Annotated in this window: 24 protein-coding genes; 19 read left to right on the forward strand and 5 right to left on the reverse strand. The window is 70.7% G+C overall.

All coding sequences use genetic code 11. From position 1 onward, the window contains the following. Window positions 1-5: 5 nt before the first annotated feature. Complete coding sequence (locus tag AW273_RS12975) at window positions 6-947, reverse strand: COX15/CtaA family protein (protein ID WP_232327359.1); 942 nt, start codon at window positions 945-947, stop codon at window positions 6-8. A gap of 60 nt (window positions 948-1,007) precedes the next feature. Between AW273_RS12975 and AW273_RS12980 the strand changes: the two genes are divergently transcribed. From AW273_RS12980 to AW273_RS13005, 6 genes are all read left to right on the forward strand, one after another. Then, a complete protein-coding gene (locus AW273_RS12980; protein WP_062348549.1) occupies window positions 1,008-2,183 on the forward strand; it encodes an NAD(P)/FAD-dependent oxidoreductase in 1,176 nt (391 codons plus the stop codon). Beyond that, on the forward strand, window positions 2,180-2,416 hold the full coding sequence (locus tag AW273_RS12985; RefSeq protein WP_062348550.1) for a (2Fe-2S)-binding protein: 237 nt from the start codon (window positions 2,180-2,182) through the stop codon (window positions 2,414-2,416). Before AW273_RS12980 ends, AW273_RS12985 begins: the two co-directional genes overlap by 4 nt. Further along, a complete protein-coding gene (locus tag AW273_RS39085; RefSeq protein WP_062348551.1) occupies window positions 2,413-3,657 on the forward strand; it encodes an NAD(P)/FAD-dependent oxidoreductase in 1,245 nt (414 codons plus the stop codon). Before AW273_RS12985 ends, AW273_RS39085 begins: the two co-directional genes overlap by 4 nt. After that, the gene (locus tag AW273_RS12995; RefSeq protein ID WP_232327361.1) at window positions 3,654-4,523 is read left to right on the forward strand and encodes a dihydrodipicolinate synthase family protein; all 870 of its coding nucleotides are present in this window, start codon (window positions 3,654-3,656) and stop codon (window positions 4,521-4,523) included. Before AW273_RS39085 ends, AW273_RS12995 begins: the two co-directional genes overlap by 4 nt. 1 nt (window position 4,524) lies before the next feature. After that, window positions 4,525-5,523: a proline racemase family protein gene (locus AW273_RS13000; protein WP_062348552.1), complete on the forward strand. Its 999-nt coding sequence runs from the start codon at window positions 4,525-4,527 to the stop codon at window positions 5,521-5,523. Window positions 5,524-5,589: 66 nt separating this feature from the next. Then, window positions 5,590-6,267, forward strand: a complete 678-nt coding sequence (locus AW273_RS13005) for a GntR family transcriptional regulator (RefSeq protein ID WP_062348553.1) — start codon at window positions 5,590-5,592, stop codon at window positions 6,265-6,267. Between the two features lies 1 nt (window position 6,268). Here the strand turns inward: AW273_RS13005 and AW273_RS13010 are convergent, their stop codons facing one another. From AW273_RS13010 to AW273_RS13020, 3 genes are all read right to left on the reverse strand, one after another. Next, entirely contained in the window at window positions 6,269-7,141 is an 873-nt protein-coding gene (locus tag AW273_RS13010) for an EamA family transporter (protein WP_232327362.1), read from the reverse strand. Between the two features lie 96 nt (window positions 7,142-7,237). Continuing rightward, a complete protein-coding gene (locus tag AW273_RS13015; RefSeq protein ID WP_439648625.1) occupies window positions 7,238-8,002 on the reverse strand; it encodes an ABC transporter permease in 765 nt (254 codons plus the stop codon). Continuing rightward, window positions 7,999-8,907, reverse strand: a complete 909-nt coding sequence (locus tag AW273_RS13020) for an ABC transporter ATP-binding protein (RefSeq protein WP_062348555.1) — start codon at window positions 8,905-8,907, stop codon at window positions 7,999-8,001. Before AW273_RS13020 ends, AW273_RS13015 begins: the two co-directional genes overlap by 4 nt. A gap of 149 nt (window positions 8,908-9,056) precedes the next feature. On the opposite strand from AW273_RS13020, the gene AW273_RS13025 reads away from it, so the two are divergent. Then, a complete protein-coding gene (locus AW273_RS13025; RefSeq protein WP_062348556.1) occupies window positions 9,057-9,833 on the forward strand; it encodes a VOC family protein in 777 nt (258 codons plus the stop codon). A gap of 49 nt (window positions 9,834-9,882) precedes the next feature. Here the strand turns inward: AW273_RS13025 and AW273_RS13030 are convergent, their stop codons facing one another. Continuing rightward, the gene (locus AW273_RS13030) at window positions 9,883-13,218 is read right to left on the reverse strand and encodes a glycosyl hydrolase family 95 catalytic domain-containing protein (RefSeq protein ID WP_063909943.1); all 3,336 of its coding nucleotides are present in this window, start codon (window positions 13,216-13,218) and stop codon (window positions 9,883-9,885) included. Between the two features lie 546 nt (window positions 13,219-13,764). On the opposite strand from AW273_RS13030, the gene AW273_RS13035 reads away from it, so the two are divergent. The 12 genes from AW273_RS13035 to hisG all read left to right on the forward strand — a co-directional run bounded on the left by AW273_RS13035 (window position 13,765) and on the right by hisG (window position 25,131). Next, a complete protein-coding gene (locus tag AW273_RS13035) occupies window positions 13,765-14,496 on the forward strand; it encodes a helix-turn-helix transcriptional regulator (protein ID WP_062348557.1) in 732 nt (243 codons plus the stop codon). Next, window positions 14,493-15,905 (forward strand): Fe-S cluster assembly protein SufB, encoded by a 1,413-nt coding sequence (gene sufB, locus AW273_RS13040; protein WP_062348558.1) that lies wholly within the window; start codon window positions 14,493-14,495, stop codon window positions 15,903-15,905. The genes AW273_RS13035 and sufB overlap by 4 nt, the downstream gene beginning before the upstream one ends. A 2-nt stretch (window positions 15,906-15,907) precedes the next feature. After that, entirely contained in the window at window positions 15,908-17,026 is a 1,119-nt protein-coding gene (gene sufD, locus AW273_RS13045) for a Fe-S cluster assembly protein SufD (RefSeq protein ID WP_062348559.1), read from the forward strand. Continuing rightward, a complete protein-coding gene (locus AW273_RS13050; RefSeq protein ID WP_062348560.1) occupies window positions 17,023-17,352 on the forward strand; it encodes a non-heme iron oxygenase ferredoxin subunit in 330 nt (109 codons plus the stop codon). Before sufD ends, AW273_RS13050 begins: the two co-directional genes overlap by 4 nt. Window position 17,353: 1 nt before the next feature. Continuing rightward, on the forward strand, window positions 17,354-18,100 hold the full coding sequence (sufC, locus tag AW273_RS13055) for a Fe-S cluster assembly ATPase SufC (protein WP_062348561.1): 747 nt from the start codon (window positions 17,354-17,356) through the stop codon (window positions 18,098-18,100). Next, a complete protein-coding gene (locus AW273_RS13060) occupies window positions 18,100-19,365 on the forward strand; it encodes a cysteine desulfurase (RefSeq protein ID WP_062348562.1) in 1,266 nt (421 codons plus the stop codon). The genes sufC and AW273_RS13060 overlap by 1 nt, the downstream gene beginning before the upstream one ends. Beyond that, window positions 19,362-19,793: a Fe-S cluster assembly sulfur transfer protein SufU gene (gene sufU, locus AW273_RS13065; RefSeq protein WP_030452277.1), complete on the forward strand. Its 432-nt coding sequence runs from the start codon at window positions 19,362-19,364 to the stop codon at window positions 19,791-19,793. Before AW273_RS13060 ends, sufU begins: the two co-directional genes overlap by 4 nt. Before the next feature lies 1 nt (window position 19,794). Beyond that, a complete protein-coding gene (locus tag AW273_RS13070) occupies window positions 19,795-20,163 on the forward strand; it encodes a metal-sulfur cluster assembly factor (protein ID WP_062348563.1) in 369 nt (122 codons plus the stop codon). 266 nt (window positions 20,164-20,429) lie between these two features. Continuing rightward, on the forward strand, window positions 20,430-22,283 hold the full coding sequence (locus AW273_RS13075; protein WP_232327364.1) for a DEAD/DEAH box helicase: 1,854 nt from the start codon (window positions 20,430-20,432) through the stop codon (window positions 22,281-22,283). A gap of 144 nt (window positions 22,284-22,427) precedes the next feature. Beyond that, window positions 22,428-23,777 (forward strand): aminotransferase-like domain-containing protein, encoded by a 1,350-nt coding sequence (locus tag AW273_RS13080; protein ID WP_083949733.1) that lies wholly within the window; start codon window positions 22,428-22,430, stop codon window positions 23,775-23,777. Between the two features lie 185 nt (window positions 23,778-23,962). After that, the gene (locus tag AW273_RS13085) at window positions 23,963-24,226 is read left to right on the forward strand and encodes a phosphoribosyl-ATP diphosphatase (protein ID WP_030452281.1); all 264 of its coding nucleotides are present in this window, start codon (window positions 23,963-23,965) and stop codon (window positions 24,224-24,226) included. A 59-nt stretch (window positions 24,227-24,285) separates the two neighbouring features. Beyond that, entirely contained in the window at window positions 24,286-25,131 is an 846-nt protein-coding gene (gene hisG, locus AW273_RS13090) for an ATP phosphoribosyltransferase (RefSeq protein ID WP_062348565.1), read from the forward strand. Window positions 25,132-25,150: the final 19 nt, after the last annotated feature.

Below are 25,150 nucleotides of genomic sequence, written 5' to 3' on the forward strand. Positions count from 1 at the left end.
AAGGGTCAGATGCGGGCGACCGTCTCGTGGTTCGCGAATTCGGTGATCTCGCTGCGTTCCCGCAGCGTGTGCACCACGTGCAGGGTCGCGATCCACACGAGGGCCGCCCCCAGCACGTGGAACCCGACCAGCACGGCGGGGACGGCGAGGAAGTACTGGACGTACCCGATGATCCCCTGCGCGATCTCCACGCCGAACAGGATCAGCGCGGCCCTCCTGGCCCGCTCGGGCGCCCTGGTCAGATAGAGGGCGAACAGCAGCGCGAAGGTCAGCCCGACGACGACCCACACGACGTCTGCGTGGACGCGCGCCACGACCTCGATGTCGAAGTCGAACCGGCTGGCCCGCTCGTCGCCGGAGTGGGGGCCGGTGCCCGTCGTGACGACGCCCGCGACCAGCAGGACCAGCATGGCCCCGGTCAGCACGCGGCCCAGCGTGACGATCCACGGATGGACGACGGGCACGGTGGGCCCGTCGCCCTCGGCCGACCGGGCGAACAGCATGTAGGCCGCCGCGATCATCCCGATCGACACCAGGAAGTGCACGCTCACGGTGACCGGGTTGAGCGCGGTCCGCACCACGAGCCCGCCCCACAGGGCCTGGAAGACGACGCCGAGCGGCTGGACCAGCGCCAGCGGGATCAGCGAACGCCGCTTCAGCCTCCACGCGGCCAGGAACACCGCGATGGCGACCGCCAGCACCAGGAGGCTGAACATGCGGTTGCCGAACTCGATCGCGGTGTTGACGGGCGAGTGGTCCGGATGGGGGACCGGGACGAAACTGTCGGCGGTGCACCGAGGCCAGGTCGGGCAGCCGAGCCCCGACCCCGTGAGCCGCACCGCCGCGCCCGTGACGGTGATGCCCGCGTTGACCACGACCGCCGCCAGCGCCCAGGCCCGCATGTCACGGGCGGCAGGGGTCCAGACGGAGGAGAAGAGACGCTTCACGGCGTCAATGCTAGGTGCGGTGGGGGGTGGTCCCTCTTGCGGCCCGATATGTCATGTGACATGGTACAAACCGTGGACGTTCTCGTGGTCGGCGCCGGGATCGTGGGCGCTTCATGCGCCTATGCCCTTATGCGGGCCGGTGTGCGAGTAACGGTAGTCGATCGCGGGGGAGTGGCGTCGGGCACCACCGGCGCGGGCGAGGGCAACATCCTGGTGTCCGACAAGGAGCCGGGACCGGAACTGGAGCTGGCCCTCAGGTCCAACGACCTCTGGCGAGAGCTGGCCGAGGAGTGCGGCGGCTTCGAGTGGGAGCCGAAGGGCGGCCTCGTCGTGGCCGAGACACCGGAGGTCCTCGACGCCCTCACTGCCTTCGCCGAGACCCAGCGCCGGCACACCCGGGCCGCCGGAGCCGGCCCCGGCGATCCGGAGACCACGCCGCCCGCCTCGGGCGCGGTCGCCGCCGTCCCCGTCGCGGCCGGGAACCTGCGTGACTTCGAGCCGCACATCGCCGACGGCCTCGCCGGGGGCCTGCACTACCCGCAGGACGCGCAGGTGCAGCCCATGCTGGCCGCCGCGCGCCTGCTGAAGGCCTCCGGGGCGCGGCTGGTCCGTACCGCCGTGGAGCGTTTTCTCGTCTCCGGAGACCGGGTGACCGGGCTGCGCACGGGGCAGGGCGACCTGCACGCCGACGCCGTCGTCAACGCGGCGGGCACGTGGGCCGGGAACTTCCCGCAGGCGCCGCTGCCCATCCGGCCGCGCAAGGGGTTCATCCTGGTCACGCAGCCGTTCGCGGTCCCGCCGGTCCGGCACAAGGTCTACACGGCCGCCTACGTCACCAACGTCGCCAGCGACGCCGAGGGGCTGGAGACCTCCGCCGTCATCGAGTCGACCCGGGCGGGAACCGTGCTCATCGGGGCCTCCCGGCAGCGGGTCGGCCACGACACGGCGATCGACTACCCCGTCCTGGCGAGACTCGCCAGGCAGGCGATCGGGTTGTTCCCGGTGCTCAAGGACCGGCAGGTCATGCGGGCCTACGCGGGGCTGCGGCCGTACTCGCCGGATCATCTGCCGGTCATCGGGCCCGACCACCGTCTCCGGAACCTCTTCCACGCCTGCGGGCACGAAGGCGCCGGCATCGGCCTGGCGCCGGCCACCGCCGAGATGATCACCGCCCAGATCGCCGGCGCGCGGCCGGCGGTCGATCCGGCGCCCTTCGCCCCGGGGAGGTTCGCGTGATCGAGTTCCGGTTCGAGGGACGCCCGGTCGCCGCCGAGGAAGGCCAGTCGATCGGGGCCGCCCTGCACGCCGCCGGGATCCGGTCGTGGCGGACCACCCGGTTCGGCGGCCGGCCGCGCGGGCTCTTCTGCGCCGTCGGCGCCTGCTTCGACTGCCTGCTCACCGTCAACGGCACCCCCGACCAGCGCGCCTGCCAGACCGTGGCCCGCGCGGGCGACGAGGTGACCGGATGACCTACGACCTGGCCGTCGTCGGGGCCGGGCCCGCCGGGCTGACCGCCGCCAGGGTGGCCGCCGCGCGGGGCCTTCGCGTGGCCCTCCTCGACGCCTACGCCAAACCCGGCGGCCAGTTCCTCCGGGGGACCGCGCCGCCCCGCCTGACCGGCGTCGACGTCATGCTCGGGCAGCGCGTCTGGGCGGTCGAGAAGTCCTCCGGCGGCTTCCGGGTCCACGCGTCCGCGACCACGACCGCCGCCACCCTGCTGGTCGCCACCGGCGCCCACGACCGGGTCGTGCCGTTCCCGGGCTGGGATCTGCCGGGCGTGCTGACCGCCGGAGGCGCGCAGGCCCTGGTGAAGGGGGAGCGGATCAGGCCCGGCGAGGAGGCGGTGGTGGCCGGCACCGGGCCCTTCCTGCTGCCCGTCGCGGTCACACTGCTCGACGCGGGGGTGCGGGTCAAGGAGGTCCTGGAGGCCAACCGGCCCTCGCCCCGGATGGCCGCCGCGCTGGCCCGGGTCCCGTCGAAGGCCGGAGAGGCGCTGGGCTACGCCCGGCGGCTGGCCGCCGCGCGGGTGCCGTACCGGACCGGGCACGCCGTGGTCGCCGCCCACGGCGAGGACTCCGTCGAGGGCGTCACCGTCGCCCGGCTCACCCCCGGCTGGCGGCCCTACGCCTGGCGCACCGTCGACTGCGACACCGTCGCCGTCGGCTACGGCTTCACCCCGCAGGTCGACCTGCTGCTCCAGCTCGGCTGCGCGGTCGAGGGCGACCACGTCGTCACCGACGACCGGCAGCGGACCTCCGTCGATGGGGTGCTGGCCGCCGGCGAGGTCACCGGGGTCGCGGGGGCGCCCGGCGCCGTCGTCGAGGGCGCGCTGGCCGTGCACTCCCTGGTCGGCGAACCGCCGCCCCGGCTGCTCGCCGAGAAGGCGCGGCTGCGCCGGTTCGCGCGGGCCCTCGACCTGTCCTATCCGGTACGCGACGGCTGGCGTGACTGGCTCACGCCCGACACCGTCGTCTGCCGCTGTGAGGAGGTCACCCTGCGCGCGATCGACGAGGCCCGCGACCTCGGCGCGCACGACCCCCGCACCGTCAAGCTGCTGGCCCGGCCCGGAATGGGCTGGTGCCAGGGCCGCATGTGCGGCCACGCCGTCGCCAGGCTCACCGGGCATGAGCCGGCCCCCCAGAAACGGCCGTTCGCCCAGCCGATCACCCTCGCAGACCTGACCCTGCACGATCGAGAGGACAACGCGTGATCCGACCCTGGCACGGAATCATGGTGGCCACCGCACTCCCCTTCACGAGAGACCTGACCGTCGACTACGACGCCTTCGGCGCCCACTGCCGGCGGCTCGTCGACGAGGGGTGCGACGGCGTGGTGCCCAACGGCTCGCTGGGCGAATACCAGACCCTCACGCCCGACGAGCGCGCCCGGGTGGTCCGGACCGCCGTCGAGGCCGTCGGCGGCGAGCGGGTGCTGCCCGGCGTGGCCGCCTACGGCTCACGCGAGGCGCTGAGCTGGGCCGAACAGGCCCGCGACGCGGGGTGCGCGAGCGTGATGCTGCTGCCGCCCAACGCCTACCGGGCCGACGAGGGCGCGGTCCTGGAGCACTACCGGACCGTCGCCAAGGCCGGGCTGCCGATCGTCGCCTACAACAACCCGATCGACACCAAGGTCGACCTGACCCCGGCGTTGCTGGCCCGGCTGTTCGGCGAGGGCCTGATCGTGGCGGTGAAGGAGTTCACCGGCGACGTGCGGCGGGCGTACATGATCAGGGAGCTGGCTCCCGAGCTCGACCTGCTCGTGGGCTCCGACGACGTCGTCCTGGAACTGCTCACCGCGGGGGCGAAGGGCTGGATCGCCGGGTTCCCCAACTCGGTGACCCGCAGGTGCGTCGACCTCTACCGGGCCGCCGCGGCCGGGGACCTGACCACCGCGCTGCCGCTGTACCGGGATCTGCACCCCCTGCTCAGATGGGACGCGCGGGTAGAGTTCGTGCAGGCGATCAAGTTGTCGATGGACGTGGCCGGGCTCAACGGCGGCGCCTGCCGGCCGCCCCGCCTGCCGCTCCCCGCCGACGTCGCGGCCGAGATCAGCGCCGCCACAGAGAAGGTCATGTGACGTGCGCACCCGAAGGATCTTCCACGCGGTGGACTCCCACACCGAGGGCATGCCCACCCGCGTGATCACCGGCGGCGTCGGGGTGATCCCCGGCGCCACCATGGCCGAGCGCCGCGAGCACTTCATGGCCCACCTCGATCACGTCCGCACCCTCCTCATGTACGAGCCCCGCGGCCACGCCGCCATGAGCGGCGCCGTCCTCCAGCCGCCCACCCGGCCCGACGCCGACTGGGGCGTGCTCTACATCGAGGTCTCCGGCTGCCTGCCGATGTGCGGCCACGGCACCATCGGCGTGGCGACCGTGCTGGTCGAGACCGGCATGGTCGAGGTCGTCGAGCCCGTGACCACGATCCGGCTCGACACCCCGGCCGGCCTGGTCACCGCGTCGGTGGCGGTCCGCGACGGCGTGGCCGAGTCGGTCACGATCGAGAACGTGCCCTCCTACGTCGAGGGCCTCGGCCGCACCGTGAAGGTCGGCGGGTTCGGCGAGCTCACCTACGACCTGGCCTACGGCGGCAACTTCTACGCCATCCTGCCGATCGAGTCGGTGGGGCTGCCGTTCGACCGGGCGTACAAGCAGCAGATCCTGGACGCCGGTCTCGCGATCATGGACGCGATCAACGAGGACGAGCCCGTCCACCCCGTGGACCCCGGCATCCGCGGCTGCCACCACGTGCAGTTCCTCGCGCCCGGGTCGACCGCCCGGCACTCGCGGCACGCGATGGCCATCCACCCCGGCTGGTTCGACCGCTCGCCGTGCGGCACCGGCACCAGCGCCCGCATGGCCCAGCTCCACGCCCGGGGCGACTTGCCGATCGATGCCGATTTCACCAATGAGTCGTTCATCGGGACGCAGTTCACCGGACGCCTCGTGGGAACGGCCACCGTCGGAGACCGGCAGGCCGTGGTGCCGCACATCACCGGCCGCGCCTGGCTCACCGGCACCGCGCAGTACTTCCTTGATCCACGGGACCCGTTCCCGCGGGGATTCCTGCTGTGACCAGGCGGTCGCGTACCGGTCCGAACCGGTACGATCACCAGATCCGATGTCACGGATGGGAGTGGGATGAGTGCGGGAGCAGAGGGACTCGGCCTGCCGGTCGTGGGTGAACGGCAGAGCCTGCGCGAACAGGTCGCGCAAGCCCTCAGAGACGCCTTGGTCGCGGGCGAGATGAGGCCGGGGGTCGTCTACTCCGCGCCGGTGCTCGCGGCCCAGTTCGGCGTCTCCGCGACCCCGGTCCGCGAGGCGATGCTCGACCTGGCCAAAGAGGGCCTGGTCGAGGCGGTGCGCAACAAGGGGTTCCGGGTCACCGAGATGTCCGACTCCGACCTCGACGACATCACCGAGATCCGCCGCCTCATCGAGGTGCCCACGGTCGCCAGGCTGGCCGAGTCGGGGCGCGAGGGCGACTTCGAGCGGCTGCGCCCGCTGGCCCGCGAGATCGTCAGCTCGGCCGAGCGCGGCGACCTGCTCACCTACGTGAACGCCGACCTGCGCTTCCACGTCGAGCTGCTGAGCCTGGCGGGCAACGCCCACCTGGTCGAGGTGGTGCGCGAACTGCGCGGCCGGGCCCGCCTCTACGGGCTGAAGGGCCTGGCCGACGCCGGGAAGCTGGTCGACTCGGCGCGCGAGCACGTCGAACTCCTCGACGCCCTGATCGACGGCGACCGGGCCGCGGCCGAGCACATCATGGGCCACCACATCCAGCACGTCCGCGGCATCTGGGCCAACAAGCCGGAGTAACTCACCCGGAGCGGGCGGCCCCCACCGAGGCGACCACCACACACCCGATGGCGGCCCACTCGCGCAGGTGCAGGATCTCGCCGAGCACGACGAGCCCCACGAGGGCGGCGACGGCCGGTTCGAGCGACATCAGGATGCCGAACACCCGCTTCGGCATCCTGCGCAGCGCCTCCAGCTCCAGCGAGTAGGGGATCACCGACGACAGCAGCCCGACGCCGAGCCCGATCAGCAGGATCGCCGGGTCGAGCAGCCCCAGGCCGCCCGAGACGATCCCCGGCGGCGCGATCACGAGGGTCGCGACGACCATGGCGAAGGCCAGCCCCGACGTGCCGGGGAACCGCTGCCCCACCGACGCCGACAACAGGATGTACGCCCCCCAGCAGACCCCGGCCCCGGCGGCGAACGCGATCCCGACCCAGTCGGCGTTCGCGGCGTCGCCCCAGGGGGCGAGCAGCACGATCCCGGTCGCGGCCAGCCCCACCCAGAGGAGGTCGAGCCGCCGCCGGGACGCCGCCACGGCCACGGCCAGCGGCCCCATGAACTCGATGGCGACCGCGATGCCGATGGGCAGCCGCGCCAGCGCCTCGTAGAACGAGAGGTTCATCAGCGCCAGGATCGCCCCGAACGCCACCCCGATCCCGATGCTCTCCCACGAGAGCCCCCTGACCCGGGGCCGGACGAACGCGACCAGCACGAGCGTGCCCGCGGCGATCCTCAGGAAGACCACGGCGGTGGGGGAGAGCTGCGCGAACAGGTTCTTGGCCAGCCCCGCGCCGATCTGCACCGAGACGATGCCCAGCATCACCAGCAGCGGCGGCGGAACGGCGTCGGCGAGCCGGAACGACCCCTTGTACGCCCCCGCGTCAGCGGTCACTTTCGTCCCACCCCTCACCCGGAATCAGCGGGTCTCACTGTAAGGGGCAAAACCCAAGATCGCTCCTGATTCCGCTCTGTGAGACGGTCCGGGGAGCTACTCCCAGCGGAACCAGCGGGCCGCCGCGGCCAGGGCCAGCACCGCCCACGACAGCAGCACCAGCGCCGCGCCCATGGGGAATCCGCCCACCCCGGTCAGCACCGACCGCACTCCGTCGGTCAGGGCGGTGATCGGCAGGATCTCCAGCAGCGGCCGGATGCTCTCGGGGAAGGCCGAGACGGGCAGCACCACCCCGCCCAGCGCGAGCAGCAGCAGGTAGACCAGGTTGGCCCCGGCCAGCGTCGCCTCGGCGCGCAGGGTGCCGGCCATCAGCAGCCCGAGGCCGCTGAAGGCCGCCGTGCCCAGGACGACCAGCAGCGCCACCGTCAGCGGGTTGCCGTGGGGCGACCAGCCGAGCGCGAGCGCCACCAGCACCAGCACCACGATCTGCAGCACCTCCACCACGATCACCGCGGCGGTCTTGGCCAGCATGAGGCCGGTCCGCGACAGGGGAGTGGCCCCCAGGCGTTTCAGGACGCCGTAGCGCCGCTCGAAGCCGGTCGCGATGGCCTGGCCGGTGAACGCCGTCGAGAGCACCGCCAGGGCCAGCACGCCGGGCGCGACGAAGTCGACCCGGGGGCCCTCGACGTCGAGGAACGGCGCCTTGGAGAAGCCCACGAGCAGCAGGATCGGGATGATCAGCGTCAGCAGGAGCTGCTCGCCGTTGCGCAGCGTGGCGCGGACCTCCGCGCCCGCCTGGGCGAGCACCATCCGCGCGAGCGGGGCGGCCCCGGGCGCCGGAGACAGGTCGAGGGTGGTCAACGTAGCTCCCGTCCGGTCAGCTCCAGGAAGACGTCTTCCAGGGTGCGCCGCTCGATGCTGAGGTCTTCGGTCGTCACGCCCTCGGTGGCGCACCACGCGGTCACCGTGGCCAGCATCGACGGGTCGACCTGGCCCTCGATGATGTAGTGGCCGGCCGGGGACTCCTTGGCCGCGCTCCCGGGCGGCAGGGCGCTGAGCACCTCGTCGAGGTTGAGCCCCGGGCGGGCCCGGAACCGGAGCTGGCGCTCGGCGCCGGTCAGCTCGGCGGGAGAGCCCTCGGCGACCACACGGCCCCGGTCGATGATCACGACGTGGTCGGACAACTTCTCGGCCTCGTCCATGTGGTGGGTGGTGAGCACCACCGACACCCCGGCCGCGCGCAGCTCGCGCACCATGTCCCAGCAGGCGTGCCGGGCCTGCGGGTCGAGCCCGGCCGTCGGTTCGTCGAGGAAGACCAGTTCGGGACGGCCGATGACGGCCGCCGCGAGCCCGAGCCGCTGCTGCTGGCCGCCGGACAGCCGCCGGTAGGGGGTGCGGGCGTGGTCGGCGAGCCCCAGCCGGTCGAGCAGGGCCGACGGGTCGAGCGGGTGGGCGTGGAAACGCGAGACCAGCCGCAGCCACTCTCCGGCGCGGGCCGCCTGGGGCACCCCGCCGGACTGGAGCATGATCCCGATCCGCGGCTTCAGCTCCGGATCGTCGGGCGCGAGCCCGAGGACCCGCACCGAGCCCGAGTCGGCCGTGCGGAAGCCCTCGCAGATCTCGATCGTCGAGGTCTTCCCGGCGCCGTTGGGGCCGAGCACCGAGGTCACCTCGCCCCGGCGGCAGCGCAGGTCGAGGTGGTCGACCGCGGTCACCCGGCCGTAGCGCTTGACCAGATCGCGGACCTCGACCGCGGCGTCTTCCATGCCTCCGAGTGTAGGGAGTGAGCACCCCGCCTCCGTCCGCGACCGGGCCGGTAAAGGCTTGCTCCGGGAACGCCCACGGTCCCCGACAGGGGTGTTTGTGCGTGTAAGGGTGGAATTGTCCCCACGGCTCAACGCAAGGAGGGCGGCGCATGTCCGAGTTCACGAGCTATGCACCCGGCGTGCCGTGTTGGGTGGACGTGTCCACTCCCGACATCGACGCGTCCACGGACTTCTACACCGAGCTCTTCGGCTGGACGGCGGTCTTCGACGAAGAGAGCGAGGACTACGGCGGCTACGGCGTGTTCCGCCTGCACGGCAAGAACGTCGCCGGGGTCGGCCCGGTCTACCAGGAGGGCATGCCCGCCGCCTGGAACACCTACATCTGCACCGACGACGTCGCCAAGACCACGGAGATGGTCCGCGAGAGCGGCGGCACCATCGTCACCGAGCCCGTGCAGATCATGAACGAGGGCCGCACGGCCGGCTTCCTGGACCCCGCCGGGGCCTACATCTGCGCCTGGCAGCCGATCGACAAGATGGGCGCCCAGCTCGCCAACGAGCCCGGCACGCTCAACTGGAGCGAGCTGATCACCCGCGACACCTTCTCGTCCAAGGAGTTCTACGGCGAGGTCTTCGGCTGGACGGCCGAGACCCGGCCCATGGGGGACATGGAGTACACCACCTTCGCCCAGAACGGGCACGTGCTGGGCGGGATGATGGCCATGCCCGACCACATGCCGGCCGAGGTGTCGTCGTACTGGCTGGCCTACCTGGGGGTCGACAACCTCGACGCCTCCCTCCGGGAGTCGGCGCGGCTGGGCGCGAGCCAGATGGTGGGGCCGACCGAGGTGCCCGGGATGGGCAACTTCGCGATCATCACCGATCCTCTCGGAGCGGCCGTGGGGCTCTGGGAGAGCACCCCCTGAAACGCGAGAACCGGCCGGTGAGCACCCGGCCGGTTCTCCCGTGATTCGGTTAGAAGGCGATGTCCTGCCAGGTCGAGACCTGGTTGGCGGGCAGCGCGTAGGGCAGCACGGCCATCCGGTCGACGGCGCCGGTCATCCGCTCGCCGCCGCCCTGGTTGGCGGCGAAGATCAGCGGCCGGGTGTTGCAGCCGTAGATGCCGGTCGAGCCGGTGGTGCCGCCGCCCGCGCGGACGCCGTCGACGTAGACGTCGATGGCGCCGTTGCGGTTGAGGGTGATCACCAGGTCGATGTAGCGGCCGGTGGGCAGCGTCGCGTTGGTCGTGACACCCTGCCCGGCGCCGATGAGGCGCAGGCGGTTGTCCGGCGTGACGTCCATCAGGACGCCGTCGGTGCCGGGGTTGCCCGAGGGCTGCGAGTCGAACAGGCGGCGGTAGCCGGAGCCGCCGATCTTCACCTCGGCCGCGAACGTGGCCTCACGCAGGTAGCCGAGGGTGGTCGGCTGCTCGGTGCGGACGTAGTTCTGGCCGTCCAGGATCAGGCCGCCGTCGGTGTCGTAGGCCGCCGCGCCGTTGACCACGACGCCGTCGCGGCCGGAGCCGGACTGGTCGGCGATGGTCGTGCCCGATTCCGGGTCCCAGGCGACGATGGCACGGTCGGCCGGGGGAACCGCACACGGGTTCAGGGCGGCGCCGGTGGCGGCGCTGATCGACCAGCCGGAGCCGGCCAGGGTCGCCTGGACACGCGCCGAGGTCGCTCCGGTGGACGGACCGGCCGTGACGTTGACCGTGATCTCGCGGCTCTCGCCCGCCGGAACCGGGGCGACCGGGGTCGAGGCCGGGTCGGCGGTCCAGCCGGAGGGGAGCTGGAGGGTCAGGGTGCCCGCCGGGGACGCGTTCTGGATCGCGGTGACGGTGGCCTTGACCGGGACGGTCTGACCGGCGCTGATCTCGGCGGGAGCCGAGACCGAGAGCTGGATCTCGTTGTAGAGGGTGTACGAACGGCCCGCCTCGGCGCCGAACCTGAGGGTGTCGCCGGTGCGGATCGCGTCGACCGGCTTGCCCTGGTCGTCGACGAACGAGTAACGGGCGTTGATCGCGCCGGCGCGGACCTTCAGCTCACCGGTGTCACCGGCCTTGATGACGGCCTTGGTGAGGCTGCTGTTGGCCCACTCGACGTCGACGGTCGCGTTGCCCCGGGCGCGCAGCCCGGAGATCGACCCGTTCTTCCACACGGCCGGGAGGGCCGGGAGGACGTGGACGGTGTCCTGGTGCGACTGCAGCAGCATCTCGGTGACACCCGAGGTGGCGCCGAAGTTGCCGTCGATCTGGAACGGCGGGTGGGTGTCGAACAGGTTGTCGAGGGTGCTCGACTTGAGCTGCTCGCTCAGCATCTTGTGCGAGTGGTCGCCGTCGAGGAGACGCGCCCAGAAGTTGATCTTCCAGGCCTTCGACCAGCCGGTGCCGCCGTCGCCGCGGGCGGTCAGCGAGATCTTGGCGGCCTCGCCCGCGGGGGTGCCGGCCTTGATCGCGTTGCCCGGGTGCACCGCGAACAGGTGCGAGACGTGGCGGTGGGTGTTGCCGGGGTTGTCCAGGTCTTCCTTCCACTCCTGGAGCTGGCCCCAGGAGCCGATGCGGATGCCCGGGTCGAGCTTGGCCAGGGTGTTGGTCAGCTCGGCCTGCAGCGCCGTGTCGACCTTGAGGGTCTTGGCGGCGTTCAGGGTGTTGGTGAGCAGCTCGGTGACGATCTGCTGCGACATCGAGGCCCCGGCGGTGAACTGGCCGTTCTCCGGCGAGTACGACGGCGAGACCACGAGCTTGCCGTCACGCGGGTCGGTGTGCAGGAAGTCCAGCCAGAACTCGGCCGCGCCCTTCATCACCGGGTAGGCGGTGCGCTTGAGGTACTTCACGTCGTTGCTGAACCGGTAGTGGTCGTACATCTGCTGGGTGGTCCAGGCCGCGGCCTCGGGGAACCAGAACGACTCGGCGTAGTTGTGCAGGCCCGTGAAGCCCCAGGGGTTGGTCTCGTTGTTCACGACCCAGCCTCGGGCGTTGTACATGTCGGTCGCGGTCTTCCTGCCTGGGGCGACCATCGAGGCGATGTACTCGTCGTAGGGGATCGTGGTCTCGGCGAGGTTGGTCTGCTCGGCGAGCCAGTAGTTCATCTGCAGGTTGATGTTGACGTGGTAGTCGGCGTCCCACGGCGGGTTCGTGACGTTGTTCCACACGCCCTGCAGGTTGGCCGGCAGCGACCCCTCACGCGAGGAGGAGATCAGCAGGTAGCGGCCGTACTGGTAGAACAGGGCCTCCAGGTAGCGGTCCTGCGCCGACGAGCCGCCCGAGTAGGACGAGCGCAGCACGTTGGTGGGCACGCTCGGCGCCTGCTGGCCCAGGTTCAGCTTCACCCGGTCGAACAGCCCGTGGTAGTCGTTCAGGTGGGCCTGCTTGAGGGCCGCGTACGACATCGACGACGCCCAGTTGGCCCAGTGGCGCACGTTGTCGTGCGGGTCCTCGGTCCGGTAGGTCGGGTACTCCATCGAGTAGTCGGTGCCGGCCGAGATCACGAACCACGCGGCGTCGGCGTTGGCGACCGTGATGCGGTCGGTCCCGTCGGTCCGGGAGCCGCCCTCGGTCACGACGTTGACCTGCGACTCGAAGTTGAGCCCGTTGTTGGCCAGCTTGCCGCGGATGGTCATGCGGCCCTTGGAGACGCTGACCGTCTTGTCGTTGCGCGGCGAGGTGTGGCGGACGGTGAAGTTCACCTTGCCGGCCGCGTCGGCCGAGACGCGGCCCACGATGACGTTGTTGGGGTAGGACGCGAAGTACTCGCGCTTGTAGGTGACGCCGGCGTCCTTGTAGGTGACGGCGGCGACCGCGTCGTTCAGGTTCAGCGACCGCTTGTAGTCGGTCGGGTTCGCCGGCGCGCCCGGGAAGTCCAGGAACATGTCGCCGAACGTCTGGTAGGACCCGAAGTTCGTCTTGCCCTGGCCGAGGCGCTGCGCCACCTGGGCCGGGGTCATCTGCTTGTTCTGGTCGATGAGCGCCTGGACGTCGGCGATCGCGGTGGGCCGCGGCGTCGTCCAGTTGCCGAAGTTGTAGCCGTTGGAGCCGGGGCCGCCGGTCCAGAGGGTCTTCTCGTTGAACTGGATCTGCTCGGTGGCGACGCCACCGTAGATCATCGCGCCGAGGGCGCCGTTGCCGATCGGGAGGGCCTGCGACTCCCAGTTGGTCGCCGGCTTGTCGTACCAGAGGGTCAGATCGTCCTGCGCGGCTGCGGCCTCCTGGACCTGAGCCGTGGCGGTGCTGCCCTGCAGCACCGGCACGCCCAGAGCCATGGCCAGCCCCAGCGCCGTGGCGGCGCCGAGCAGCCGCCGTGGGGGGTGACTCACGGGTGTTCCTTATGGGTCGGGTTGGTGATCTCACAATGAAATAGCACCGAAACTTAACCGAAACAAGCTCTGAGATCCGATGAATTTCGTCGCAACCAACTTGTGACCCACGCCTCACCGAGTGGTCTAGTCCGATGGATAGGGGCTTTTGATCTTCGGATGACGATCAATGGGGTGGATGTGCAGCCAGAGATCGGATCAATTTCCGGCCACCGGCCCGATAGACATCGGATCTATGGGCCTCCGGGTGGGGGCCTGGTACAGACCGGCCCGGATCGGCCGTGCGGAATGGAAGGCATACGGCCGTGCGGCTCCCCTCCGCAGGGCTCGCGAAAAACGGGAAATGGCCGCCGAAAGCGGGGGATCGGCCGGTGAAGGGGACGTCGTCCCAGGTCAGGGATCGGAGGATGCCTCTCGGGCTATATGCTCGACCTGCTCTGCCGGGCCGTTTGACTTAGGTAAGCCTTACCTGGGTGACAAATTGCATTCCCCACGAATGCGGGGTTCCGTTTGTCGTGCGGGAAGGAATTACGCCACACTGATGTTGTGAAAAACGTGACCGGGACCAGCGCAGGGGAGACCACGCGGTCCTCCGGCGTGCCCTCGGAACGGGGAACACGGGCGCGGGTCGCGCGCCTGATCCTCGAACACGGCCCGGTCACCGCCGCCGACCTCGGCGAACGGCTGGGGCTCACCCCGGCCGCCGTGCGGCGGCACCTCGACAACCTTCTCTCCGAGGGGATGATCGAGCCCCGCCAGGCACACCAGAAGGGGCAGCGGGGGCGCGGCCGTCCGGCCAAGCTGTTCGGCATCACCGATGCCGGGCGCAGCGCCTTCGAACACGCCTACGACGACCTCGCCGGCAGCGCCCTGCGGTTCCTGGAGGAACGGCTGGGGGCCGAAGCGGTCACCGACTTCGCCCGGCAGCAGGTCGCCGGGCTGGTCGCCCGGCTGGCGCCCGCGATGCGGCAGATCCCCGCCGAGCAGCGGGTCCGCATGCTCGCCGAGGCCCTGTCGGCCGACGGATACGCCGCCTCGTCCACCAAGACGGCGACCGGCGGGGAGCAGCTCTGCCAGCACCACTGCCCGGTCGCCCACGTCGCGGCCGCGTTCCCGCAGTTGTGCGAGGCCGAGACCGAAGCGTTCGGGCGTCTCCTGGGCACGCCCGTCCAGCGCCTGGCCACCATCGCCCACGGAGACGGAATCTGCACCACCCACGTCAGCCCCCACGCGCTGGCGCGAGCCACTCGTATAGAGAGCAAGGAGCCCGGAAGGTGACTGTCACCGACCGCCCGGAGCTGGAAGGCCTCGGGAACTACAAGTTCGGCTGGTCCGACCCCGACGCCGCCGGCGCCGTGGCGCGCCGCGGCCTGAACGAGGACGTCGTGCGGAACATCTCCGCGCTGAAGAACGAACCCGAGTGGATGCTCGACCTGCGTCTCAAGGGGCTGCGCCTGTTCGGCCGCAAGCCCATGCCGACCTGGGGCTCCGACCTCACGGGCATCGACTTCGACAACATCAAGTACTTCGTGCGGTCGACCGAGAAGCAGGCGGCGTCCTGGGACGAGCTGCCCGCCGACATCAAGAACACCTACGACAAGCTGGGCATCCCCGAGGCCGAGAAGCAGCGGCTCATCGCGGGCGTCGCGGCCCAGTACGAGTCCGAGGTGGTCTACCACAAGATCCGTGAGGACCTTGAGGAGAAGGGTGTCATCTTCGTCGACACCGACACCGGCCTGCGCGAGCACGAGGAGCTCTTCAAGGAGTACTTCGGCTCGGTGATCCCCGTCGGCGACAACAAGTTCGCCGCGCTGAACACCGCCGTGTGGTCGGGCGGCTCCTTCATCTACGTGCCGCCGAACGTCAACGTCGAGATCCCGCTCCAGGCCTACTTCCGGATCAACACCGAGAACATGGGCCAGTTCGAGCGGACCCTGATCGTCGTCGACGAGAACAGCTACGTCCACTACGTCGAAGGCTGCACCGCCCCGATCTACTCCAGCGACTCGCTGCACAGCGCGGTCGTGGAGATCATCGTGAAGAAGGGCGCCCGCTGCCGCTACACGACCATCCAGAACTGGTCGAACAACGTCTACAACCTGGTCACCAAGCGCGCCGTGGCGTACGAGGGCGCGACCATGGAGTGGATCGACGGCAACATCGGGTCCAAGGTCACGATGAAGTACCCGGCCGTCTACCTGATGGGCGAGCACGCCAAGGGCGAGACCCTCTCCATCGCCTTCGCCGGCGAGGGCCAGCACCAGGACGCCGGCGCCAAGATGGTGCACCTGGCGCCCAACACCTCCAGCACGATCATCAGCAAGTCGGTCGCGCGCGGCGGTGGCCGCACCTCCTACCGGGGCCTGGTCCAGATCGAGGAGGGCGCCGCCGGATCGGCCTCCACGGTCAAGTGCGACGCCCTGCTGGTCGACCAGATCAGCCGCTCCGACACCTATCCCTATGTCGACGTCCGCGAGGACGACGTGTCCATGGGCCACGAGGCGACCGTCTCGAAGGTCTCCGAAGACCAGCTCTTCTACCTGATGAGCCGCGGTCTGAACGAGGACGAGGCCATGGCCATGATCGTGCGCGGCTTCGTCGAGCCGATCGCCCGTGAACTTCCCATGGAGTACGCCTTGGAGCTCAACCGTCTGATCGAACTTCAGATGGAAGGAGCGGTGGGCTAACCATGGGTCTTGAGACCAAGCCGCTCGTGACCCTGCACGAGACGGCCTCCTTCGACCTGGCCGACTTCCCCGTCCCGACCGGACGTGAGGAGCAGTGGCGGTTCACGCCGCTGTCGCGGCTGAAGGGCCTCCACGACGGTACGGCCGTCAACGACGGCAACGACCGCACCGAGGTCCTGACCCCGTCCGGGGTGAGCTACGAGCTGGTCAGCCGGGAAGACCCCCGGATCGGCACGGCGGGCAAGCCGGCCGACCGGGTGGCGGCGCAGGCGTACAACGCGTTCGAGAAGGCCGGTGTCATCACCGTGCCCAAGGAGCTCGTGGCGTCCGAGCCGATCGTGGTCAACGTCCACGGGCAGGGCGGCACGGTGTTCCGCCACCTGCTCGTCGACGTCAAGCCGATGGCCGAGGCGGTCGTCGTGCTGAACTACACGGGCACCGGCGTGCAGGGCGCGAACGTCGAGTTCGTCGTCGGCGACGGCGCCAAGCTGACCGTGGTGTCGAACCAGGACTGGGACCGCGACGCCGTCCAGGTGGCGCAGTACACGACGCTGGTCGGCAGGGACGCCACGTTCAAGTCGGTCGTGGTCACCCTCGGGGGCGACGTGGTGCGGATCTCGCCGCGGGTGGCCTACACGGCGCCCGGCGGGCGGGCCGAGCTGGTCGGGCTCTACTTCGCCGACGCCGGTCAGCACCTAGAGCACCGTCTCCTGGTCGACCACAGCGTGCCCAACTGCGCCTCCGACGTCACCTACAAGGGCGGCCTCCAGGGCGACGACGCCCACACGGTCTGGATCGGCGACGTGATCATCCGCGCCGAGGCCGAGGGCACCGACACCTACGAGCTCAACCGCAACCTGCTGCTGACCGACGGCGCCCGCGCCGACTCGGTGCCGAACCTGGAGATCCTCACCGGTGAGATCGCCGGGGCGGGCCACGCGTCGGCCTCCGGCCGGCTCGACGACGAGCACATGTTCTACCTGCAGGCCCGCGGCATCCCCGCCGACGAGGCCCGCAAGCTCATCGTCCACGGCTTCTTCAACGAGCTGATCCAGCGCATCGAGGTGCCGGAGATCCAGGAGAAGGTGCTGGCCGCCGTCGAGGCGGAGCTGGCCCGATGAGCTTCGAGCCCGTGTTCGAGAAGGTCTGCAAGGTCGAGGACGTCCCCGACGAGGGCGTCATCGGCGTCGAGGTCGACGGCACCCCCGTGGCCCTCGTCCGCGAGGGCACGGAGGTGTACGCCGTCCACGACGTCTGCTCCCACGCCGAGGTGCGCCTCAGCGAGGGAGAGGTCTACGACGGCACGCTGGAATGCTGGCTGCACGGATCGTGTTTCGACATCCGTACCGGCAAGCCGACGGGCCCTCCGGCGACCAGGCCCGTTCCCACATACCGAGTCAAGATCGAAGGCGACGACGTGTATGTCTCGCTCTCGAAGGAGTCATAACGTGTCCACGCTCCAGATCCGCGACCTGCACGTCTCCGTCGGCGACAAGGAGATCCTCAAGGGGGTCGACCTGACCGTCAGCGCCGGTGAGACCCACGCCATCATGGGCCCCAACGGCTCGGGCAAGAGCACGCTCGCCTACGCCATCGCCGGCCACCCCAAGTACACGATCACCAGCGGCAGCGTCACCCTCGACGGCGACGACCTGCTCGACATGTCGGTCGACGAGCGCGCCCGCGCCGGCCTGTTCCTCGCGATGCAGTACCCCGTCGAGGTCCCCGGCGTGTCGGTGTCCAACTTCCTGCGCAGCGCCGTGACGGCCGTGCAGGGCGAGGCGCCCAAGCTGCGCCAGTTCGCCAAAGACCTCAAGACCGGCATGGACGCCCTGGCGATCGACTCCGCCTTCGCCACCCGCAACGTCAACGAGGGCTTCTCCGGCGGTGAGAAGAAGCGCCACGAGATCCTCCAGCTCGAACTGCTGAAGCCGAAGGTGGCCGTCCTCGACGAGACCGACTCCGGCCTCGACGTCGACGCCCTGCGCGTCGTCTCCGAGGGCGTCAACCGCTTCCGCGCCTCGGGTGACACCGGCGTGCTGCTGATCACCCACTACACCCGCATCCTGCGCTACGTGAAGCCCGACTTCGTGCACGTCTTCGCGGCCGGCCGCATCGTCGAAGAAGGCGGTCCCGAGCTCGCCGAGAAGCTGGAGAACGAGGGCTACGAGGCCTACACGAAGGTCAGTTCCTGATGTTCGACGTCGATCTCATCAGAAAGGACTTCCCGGTCCTCTCTCGTGAGCTGCCAGGAGGGCGCTCGCTCGTCTACCTGGACTCCGGCAACTCCTCGCAGAAGCCGAACCAGGTCATCGACACGATGCGCGACCACCTGGCCCACCACTACAGCAACGTCGGCCGCGCCCACCACACGCTGGGCGCGGAGTCGACGGCCGCCTACGAGGACGCCCGCGACGTGATCGCGGCGTTCGTCGGCGCCCCGTCGCGCGACGAGATCGTCTTCACCAAGAACGCCTCCGAGGCGCTCAACCTCGTCGCGTACGCCTTCGGCAACCCGATCGCCACCGACGAGCGCTTCCGGGTCGGGCCGGGCGACGAGATCGTGATCAGCGAGATGGAGCACCACTCCAACATCGTGCCGTGGCAGTTCCTCGCCCAGCGGACCGGCGCCACGTTGCGCTGGTTCAAGGTGACCGACGAGGGCCGCCTCGACCTCGGCGACCTCGACGACCTGGTCAACGAGCGCACCAAGATCGTGTCGATCGTGCACCAGTCCAACGTGCTGGGCACGGTCAACTCGGTCTCGCCGATCCTGGCCCGCGCCCGCGAGGTCGGCGCGCTGATGATGCTCGACGCGTCCCAGTCGGTGCCCCACATGCCGGTCGACGTCACCGAGCTCGGGGTCGACTTCGTGGCCTTCACCGGCCACAAGATGGTCGGCCCGTCGGGCATCGGCGTGTTGTGGGGCCGCCGTGAGCTGCTCGACGCCATGCCGCCGTTCCTCGGCGGCGGCGAGATGATCGAGGCGGTCTGGATGGACCGCTCGACCTACGCGCCGGTGCCGCACAAGTTCGAGGCCGGCACCCCGCCGATCGTCGAGGCCATCGGCCTGGGCGCGGCGGTCAACTATCTGACCGGCATCGGCATGGCCGACGTCAAGGCCCACGAGAAGGCGCTGACCGGCTACGCCCTCGACGCGCTCGGCGAGATCCCCGGCCTGAAGGTGATCGGCCCGCGCACGAACATCGCGCGGGGCGGCACGATCTCGTTCACCCTGAAGAACCTGTCGGGTGACGACATCCACCCTCACGACGTCGGGCAGATCCTCGACGACGCGTTCGGCATCGCCGTCAGGGTCGGTCACCACTGCGCCAGGCCGCTTCACCTGCGGTTCGGCATCCCCGCCACCACTCGTGCGTCGTTGTACCTTTACAACACCACGGATGAGATCGACGCCCTGGCGCGGGGGCTCCACCATGTGCAGAAGGTGTTCGGATGATCGCTGAGTCGATGTACCAGGAACTGATCCTGGAGCACTACAAGCACCCCCAGGGCCGTGGCCTGCGCGACCCGTTCGACGCCGAGGTCCACCACGTCAACCCCACCTGCGGCGACGAGATCACGCTGCGGGTGAAGGTCGACGAGGGCAAGGTCCTCGACGTCTCCTACGAGGGTCAGGGCTGCTCGATCAGCCAGGCCGCCGCCTCGGTGCTGCACGAGCTGGCCACCGGGTCGACCGTCGAGGAGAGCCTCGGCGTCGTCGACGAGTTCACCCGGCTGATGCAGGGCCGCGGCCAGGTGGAGGCCGACGAGGACGTCCTCGGCGACGCGGTCGCGTTCGCCGGGGTCGCCAAATATCCGGCCCGGGTGAAGTGCGCCCTGTTGTCGTGGATGGCGTACAAGGACGCCGTGGTGAGGAGTGCCTGAGATGAGCAAGCCGACCGAGACCCCGACGGCCGCCCCCTACGACGGCGACCTGTCCAACGACGAGGTCATGGAGGCCCTCCGCGACGTCGTCGACCCCGAGCTCGGCGTGAACGTCGTCGACCTCGGCCTGATCTACGGCCTCAACCTCGACCCCGCCGGCGAGGGCGAGAAGCCGGTCGTGACGATCGACATGACGCTGACCAGCGCGGCCTGCCCGCTGACCGACGTCATCGAAGACCAGGCCAACTCGGCGCTCGCCGACCTGGTCAGCGGCGTGGTCATCAACTGGGTGTGGCTGCCGCCGTGGGGCCCCGACAAGATCACCGACGACGGTCGTGACCAACTGAGGATGCTCGGCTTCAACGTGTGATTCCCAATGGGATTCCCGGTGTAAGATACGAGGGTTGACTTCAAAGGCCGTCCGCTTTGGGAGCGGGCGGCCGTTTGCCGCGACTGTGAACCGCGGCGACTGCACACTGCTATGCAGTTTCTCGCGCCACGATGAGATCGGCGCGTTTATCGGGCGGTGCGCAGAGATGGCACTCGGCACCTTTGGAAGGGGTGCCCTCCCCCGATGCGGCGGACTGCCGCCCCGGTTTAATTTGGCTCGTCCTTTCGCAGAAGAGACGCGCCTGCGTGCTGCGGCACGTCCTCTCACCGAAAGGCACGACCAACGTGACCATGCTCGAACCGACCATGTCCGCGACCGACTCCACCGACGAGGCCGTCAACGGCTTCGCCGCGCTGGGGCTGCCGCGCCCACTGGTCACCGGGCTCGCCCGTCAGGGCATCGAATCGCCGTTCCCCATCCAGGAAGCCTGCATCCCCGACATCCTGACCGGGCACGACGTGCTCGGCCGGGGCCAGACCGGCTCGGGCAAGACGCTCGCGTTCGGGCTGCCGATGATGGCCCGCATCGCCGGTGACCGCGCGCTGCCCAAGCGCCCGCGCGCCATCATCCTGGTCCCCACCCGTGAGCTCGCGCTCCAGGTGAACGACGCCCTGGAGCCGCTCGGCCGGGGCCTGTCGCTGCGGATGAAGACCGTCGTCGGCGGCATGTCGATGGGCCGGCAGATCGAGGCGCTGCGCCGCGGCGTCGAGGTGATCGTCGCCACGCCGGGCCGTCTCACCGACCTGATCGAGCAGGGCGAGTGCTCGCTCGAAGACGTCGAGATCAGCATCCTCGACGAGGCCGACCACATGTGCGACCTCGGCTTCTTCCCGGTCGTCAGCGCGCTGCTCGACCAGACCCCGGTCCACGGCCAGCGGCTGCTGTTCTCGGCCACCCTCGACGGCGACGTCGACCAGCTCGTCAAGCGGTTCCTCGTCGAGCCGATCACCCACTCGCTCGCCCCGGCCACCTCGCCGGTCGAGACGATGGAGCACCACCTCGTGCAGGTGAGCTGGCAGGACAAGCCGGCCGTCACCGCCGAGATCGCCAACCGCGAGGGCCGCACCATCCTGTTCGTGCGCACCCAGCACGGCGTCGACCGCGTCGTGAAGCAGCTCGCCCGCGTCGGCGTCCAGGCCGGCGGCCTGCACGGCGGCAAGCGGCAGAACCAGCGCACCCGCATCCTCGGCGAGTTCCGCGAGGGCGGCATCAAGGTGCTCGTCTGCACCGACGTCGCCGCGCGCGGCATCCACGTCGACGACGTCTCGCTCGTGCTGCACGTCGACCCGCCGGCCGACCACAAGAGCTACCTGCACCGCGGCGGGCGCACCGCGCGGGCGGGCGAGAAGGGCAGCGTCCTGACGCTGGTCATGCCCAACGAGCGCCGCTCGACCGACGCCATGGCCCGGCGCGCCGGCATCTCGCCGTCGCGGCACCGCGCCATTCCGGGCGCCCCGGTGCTGGCCGACATCGCCGGGGCCCGCGAGCCCAGCGGCGAGTCGATCCCGGTCTGGGAGCCCGACATCCGCAAGCCGCTCCGCCCCCGCTCCGGCGGCCGCGAGGAGCGTCCGTCGGGTGGCCGCAAGCGCTTCGAGGGTCGTCGCCGGTACGACGGCGACCGTCCCCAGGGTGGTCACGACGACCGTCCCCGCCGCGACTTCGGCGACGACCGGCCGCGCCGTGAGGGCGACGACCGGCAGCGCCGCGAGTTCGGGCACCGTCCGCGCTTCGCCCACGACGACCGGCCGCGCCGCGAGGGCGACGACCGTCCCCGCCGCGAGGGCGACCGGCCCCGCTTCCAGGGCGACGACCGGCCGCGCCACAACGACGACCGGCCCCGTCACCGCGACGAGCGGCCCCGTTTCCAGGGCGACGACCGGCCGCGCCGGGACGCCGCCGCCCCGGCTCCGGCCCGGGGTCACTTCCGTGACGACCGCGCGCCCAGGGCGTACAACAACGACCGCGAGCGCCCGGTCCGCGACGACCGGGGCGAGCCCCGCACCTTCGGCGAGGACCGCGCCCGCGGCGGCTTCCGCGGCCGGTCGGGCGGCGGCGGCTTCCGCCAGGGCCGTCCGGGTGGCCGCTTCAACGGCCGCTAGTCAGCAGTAGAGAACGCCGGTTCCCCATGCGGGGGACCGGCGTTCCGTCGTCTCACGGCACGTCGGACGGCCGTTCCCCGCGATGGAACATCCGTGTCACGCCCTAGGTGACAGAGATTCGCCGAAACGACGGGGACATGAACCATGCGCAACCCACAAGGGCTCCGCGTGCCGATCCACCTGGGCCGCGGCGCCGCCGAGCCGCTGCCCGACCAGCTCGCCGGACAACTCCGCCAGGCCATCGACTCGGGACGACTCGCGGCGGGGATCCGCATGCCGTCCACACGGACCATGGCCGTGGCGCTCAAGATCTCCCGGGGGGTGGCGCTGACGGCGTACCAGATCCTGCACTCCGAGGGGTACGTCACCAGCCGCCACGGGTCGGGCACCTACGTCGCCGCGCGGGCGCGGCAGGCCGAACGGGCGCCGCTGCGCCCGCCGGCCCGCCCGAACGTCGTCGACATGCGGCCCGACCAGCCGACCGCCGACGCCTTCCCGCTGGCCGAGTGGCGGGCGGCCTGGCGCCGGGCCGGCCACCGCGCGCCGAGCGCCGCCGAGCCGCCGCCCGGCGGGCTGCCGGAGCTGCGGTCGGCCATCGCCGCCCACCTGCGCGACACCCGGGGGCTGGTGCTCGACCGGCACGAGATCGTGGTCACCACCGGCTGCGAGACGGCGCTCCAGCTCGCGGTTCCCGAGGGCCGCCCGGTCGTCGGGATCGAGGACCCGGCGCTGCCCCGCCTCAGGAGGGCCCTGACGGGTCATACGGGGCACGTGGTGCCCGTCCCGGTCGGTTCCGCCGGACCGCAGGTTCCGGCCGGTGTGGACGCTCTGGTGCTCACGCCCGACCGCAACGAACCGCTGGGCCACCGGCTGCCGACCGAGCACCGGCGGGCGCTGGCGGCCTGGGCGGCCGACCGGGGGACCTACCTGATCGAGCCGGCCTTCGACGGGCTGTTCAACGCCGGCCTGAACCCGTGCCCGTCGCTGCTGGCCCTGGGGGAACCGGCGAGGACGATCATGCTCGGCTCGTTCCGCGAGCTGCTGACGCCGGGGATGCGGCTGGCCTATCTCGTCGTGCCGCGCCACCTGGCCGACGGGGTGCGGAAGCGGGCCTGCGCGGTGCCGGAGACCTGCCAGCGGGCCGCCGCCGACCTGCTGGCCACGGGCGCGGTCACCCGGCGGGTCGACCGGCTGTCGGCGATCTTCGCCCGGCGCCGGGCGACGGTCCGCCAGGCGCTGGCGGGGGTCCGGCGCGACACCCGGGTCGTCGGCACCGAGACCGGCGCCGCCGCGACCCTGCTGCTGCCCCGGGCGCTCCCGGCTCTCGCGCTGGCCGAGCAGCTCCGGGCGCGCGGGGTCAGGGTGGCCACCCTCGCGGCCTTCCACCACCCGGGCGGCCGGGCCGGGAACGGGATCGTGTTCGGCTTCGGCCACCTTGAGGAGCCGGAGTTGCGCCGGGCTCTGCGGATCATGGTCCGCACCCTCTCGCCGTGACTTTCCCACGCCTCCGATGGAAGCGGTCCCGGGCCGGGAAGCCGAGCGCCACTGACCGGTGTTCGCGCCGGTGGAGTGGCCCGGGGGCGACCTGGAGGCGACCTGGAGGCGACCTGGAGGCGACACGGTCTCGCTCAGTGGACGCTGCCGTGATCCATGCGGCGACCCGCATTAGGCTTGGGCGAGTGACGACGTTCGATGAGCTCTACGACGTGCTGTCCGAGAAGGCCCGCACCCGTCCCGAAGGGTCGGGGACCGTTAAGGCGCTCGACGCCGGGGTCCACTCGATCGGCAAGAAGATCGTCGAGGAGGCCGCCGAGGTCTGGATGGCGGCGGAGTACGAATCGGCAGACCGGACCGCTGAGGAGATCTCGCAGCTTCTCTACCACCTCCAGGTGCTCATGCTGGCCCGCGGGATCGGGCTCGACGAGGTCTACAAGCATCTTTAGGGCACCCCCGGGTGCCCGGACCTCGCTCATCTCAGAGGCCATCCCGAAAGGTTCCAACAATGCTTCGCCTTGCCGTACCGAACAAGGGCGTGTTGTCCGAGGCCGCCCAGGTCATCCTGAAAGAGGCGGGTTACCGCCCCCGAAAGGACAGCAAGGAGCTCGTGGTCGTCGACCCGGAGAACTCCTGCGAGTTGTTCTTCCTCCGTCCCCGTGACATCGCGGTCTACGTCGGCGAGGGCACCCTCGACGCCGGCATCACCGGCCGCGACATGCTGATCGACTCCGGCGCCCCGGCCGACGAGGTGGTGCCGCTCGGCTTCGGCCGGTCGACCTTCCGCTTCGCCGCGCCTCCCGGCGCGTTCTCCAACGTCAAAGACCTCAACGGCAAGCGGGTCGCGACCGCCTACGCCGGTCTGCTGGCCGGTTACCTGGAGGAGCAGAGCGTCGACGCCCGCGTCATCAAGCTCGACGGCGCGGTCGAGACGGCGATCCGGCTCGGCGTGGCCGACGCCGTCGCCGACGTCGTGGAGACCGGCACCACCCTGCGCAACGTCGGCCTGGAGGTGTTCGGCGACCCGATCACCACGTCCGAGGCGATCCTGATCAAGCAGGTCGGGGCGCCCGAGAACAACGGCTTCCAGCAGCTCATCCGGCGCCTCCAGGGCGTGCTGGCCGCGCGCGACTACGTGATGATCGACTACGACATCCGGGTCGAGCGCATCGACGAGGCCATCGAGGTCACTCCGGGCATGGAAGGGCCGACGGTCTCGCCGCTGCACCGCGAGGGCTGGGTGGCGGTCCGCGCGATGATCCGCCGCAAGGGCCACCAGCAGGTCATGGACAGGTTGTGGGACCTCGGCGCCAAGGCGATCCTGATCACCGACATCTACGCCTGCCGGCTCTAGGCGAACGGCCCGCCGGCCG

It is taken from the genome of Herbidospora yilanensis (assembly GCF_001570565.1).
GTDB classification, from domain to species: Bacteria; Actinomycetota; Actinomycetes; order Streptosporangiales; family Streptosporangiaceae; genus Herbidospora; species Herbidospora yilanensis.

Bases quoted from the DNA above. Each gene is read 5' to 3' on its own strand.
- AW273_RS12980 (WP_062348549.1), top strand. From the start codon at position 1,008: ATGGTACAAACCGTGGACGTTCTCGTGGTCGGCGCCGGGATCGTGGGC.
- AW273_RS39085 (WP_062348551.1), top strand. From the start codon at position 2,413: ATGACCTACGACCTGGCCGTCGTCGGGGCCGGGCCCGCCGGGCTGACC.
- AW273_RS13005 (WP_062348553.1), top strand. From the start codon at position 5,590: ATGAGTGCGGGAGCAGAGGGACTCGGCCTGCCGGTCGTGGGTGAACGG.
- AW273_RS13020 (WP_062348555.1), bottom strand. From the start codon at position 8,907: ATGGAAGACGCCGCGGTCGAGGTCCGCGATCTGGTCAAGCGCTACGGC.
- AW273_RS13025 (WP_062348556.1), top strand. From the start codon at position 9,057: ATGTCCGAGTTCACGAGCTATGCACCCGGCGTGCCGTGTTGGGTGGAC.
- sufD (WP_062348559.1), top strand. From the start codon at position 15,908: ATGGGTCTTGAGACCAAGCCGCTCGTGACCCTGCACGAGACGGCCTCC.
- AW273_RS13050 (WP_062348560.1), top strand. From the start codon at position 17,023: ATGAGCTTCGAGCCCGTGTTCGAGAAGGTCTGCAAGGTCGAGGACGTC.
- AW273_RS13060 (WP_062348562.1), top strand. From the start codon at position 18,100: ATGTTCGACGTCGATCTCATCAGAAAGGACTTCCCGGTCCTCTCTCGT.
- sufU (WP_030452277.1), top strand. From the start codon at position 19,362: ATGATCGCTGAGTCGATGTACCAGGAACTGATCCTGGAGCACTACAAG.
- AW273_RS13070 (WP_062348563.1), top strand. From the start codon at position 19,795: ATGAGCAAGCCGACCGAGACCCCGACGGCCGCCCCCTACGACGGCGAC.
- AW273_RS13080 (WP_083949733.1), top strand. From the start codon at position 22,428: ATGCGCAACCCACAAGGGCTCCGCGTGCCGATCCACCTGGGCCGCGGC.
- hisG (WP_062348565.1), top strand. From the start codon at position 24,286: ATGCTTCGCCTTGCCGTACCGAACAAGGGCGTGTTGTCCGAGGCCGCC.